Annotated in this window: 1 protein-coding gene; it reads left to right on the top strand. The window is 72.3% G+C overall.

All coding sequences use genetic code 11. The features are described from left to right. Positions 1 to 49 precede the first annotated feature (49 nt). Complete coding sequence (locus tag FNQ90_RS23475; protein ID WP_182608183.1) at positions 50 to 1,306, top strand: cytochrome P450 family protein; 1,257 nt, start codon at positions 50 to 52, stop codon at positions 1,304 to 1,306. The last annotated feature ends 19 nt before the right edge of the window (positions 1,307 to 1,325 follow it).

Below are 1,325 nucleotides of genomic sequence, written 5' to 3'. Positions count from 1 at the left end.
CGAGACCGCCGAGCCGCCCCCCACTCCCGGGGCCGCGACCGGTTGTCCGGTGATCGCCCTGGATCCGTTGGTCCGTGACCTCGACGGCGAGGCCGTTCTGCTGCGCGACGCCGGACCGATCGCCCGGGTGGAACTCCCGGGCGGCGTCCCGGTGTGGGCCGTCACCCACCACGAGGAGGCCCGCCGACTGCTCACCGACCCCCGGTTGGTGAAGGACATCGGCGAGTGGGGGGCCTGGACGCGCGGGGAGGTCCCCGCCGACTGGCCGCTGATCGGCCTGGCCAACCCCGGCCGCTCCATGCTCACCGTGGACGGCGCCGAGCACCGCCGGTTGCGGGCCAAGGTCGCCCAGGCCCTCAGCCCGCGCCGGGTGGAGGCGCTGCGGCCGGGCATCGAACGGATCACCGAGCGGCTCCTGGACGAGCTGACCGCCCGCGCCGACGCGGAGGAGGCCGCCGGCGCCCCGCGACCGGTCGACCTCAAGGCCGCCTTCGCCTACCCCCTGCCGATGGGCGTGGTCGCCGAGCTGATGGGCATCGACGAGGCCGACCTGCCCCGTCTCCAGGAGTTGTACGACGCCTTCTTCTCCACCCAGACCCCGCCGGACCGGGTGCTAGCGGTCCTGGGCGAACTGGCCGAACTCTTCGGGCGGGTGGTCGAGGAGAAGCGGAAGAACCCCGGGGACGACCTCACCAGCGCCCTGCTGACGGCCGAGGACGGCGGGGAGCCGCTCACCGTCGAGGAGGTCGTCAACACCCTCCAGTTGATGATCGCCGCCGGTCACGAGACCACGATCAGCCTGATCGTCAACACCGTGCGGGCCCTGCTCAACCACCCCGAGCAGTTGGCGCTCGTGCTCTTCGGGGAGGTCCCCTGGGAGACCGCGGTCGAGGAGACCCTGCGTCGGTACAGCCCCACCTCGCACGTCCTGATCCGGTTCGCCCGCGAGGACGTGGAGATCGGCGGGAGCGTCATCCCCCGCGGCGAGGCCCTGATCACCTCGTACTCGGCCATCGGCATCGACACCACCCGGCACGGCGCCGACGCCGAGGCGTTCGACATCACCCGCACGACCCCCATCCGGCACATGTCCTTCGGGCACGGGCCGCACATCTGTCCCGGCGCGCCGCTCTCCCGCCTGGAGGCCGGCATCGCCCTGCCCGCGCTCTTCCAGCGGTTCCCCGACATGGCCCTCGCCGTCCCCGACTCCGAACTTCGCAACAAGCCGGCCGTCACCCAGAACGACCTGTACGACCTGCCGGTGTTCCTCCGTTCCCCCGTCGGCTCCAGCCTCGAAAGCCCCTGATGACCACCCACCCCTCCTC

The sequence above is a fragment of the Streptomyces alkaliphilus genome (assembly GCF_014141535.1).
Classification (GTDB): domain Bacteria; phylum Actinomycetota; class Actinomycetes; order Streptomycetales; family Streptomycetaceae; genus Streptomyces; species Streptomyces alkaliphilus.
This window is presented reverse-complemented; position numbering and strand designations above follow the sequence as displayed.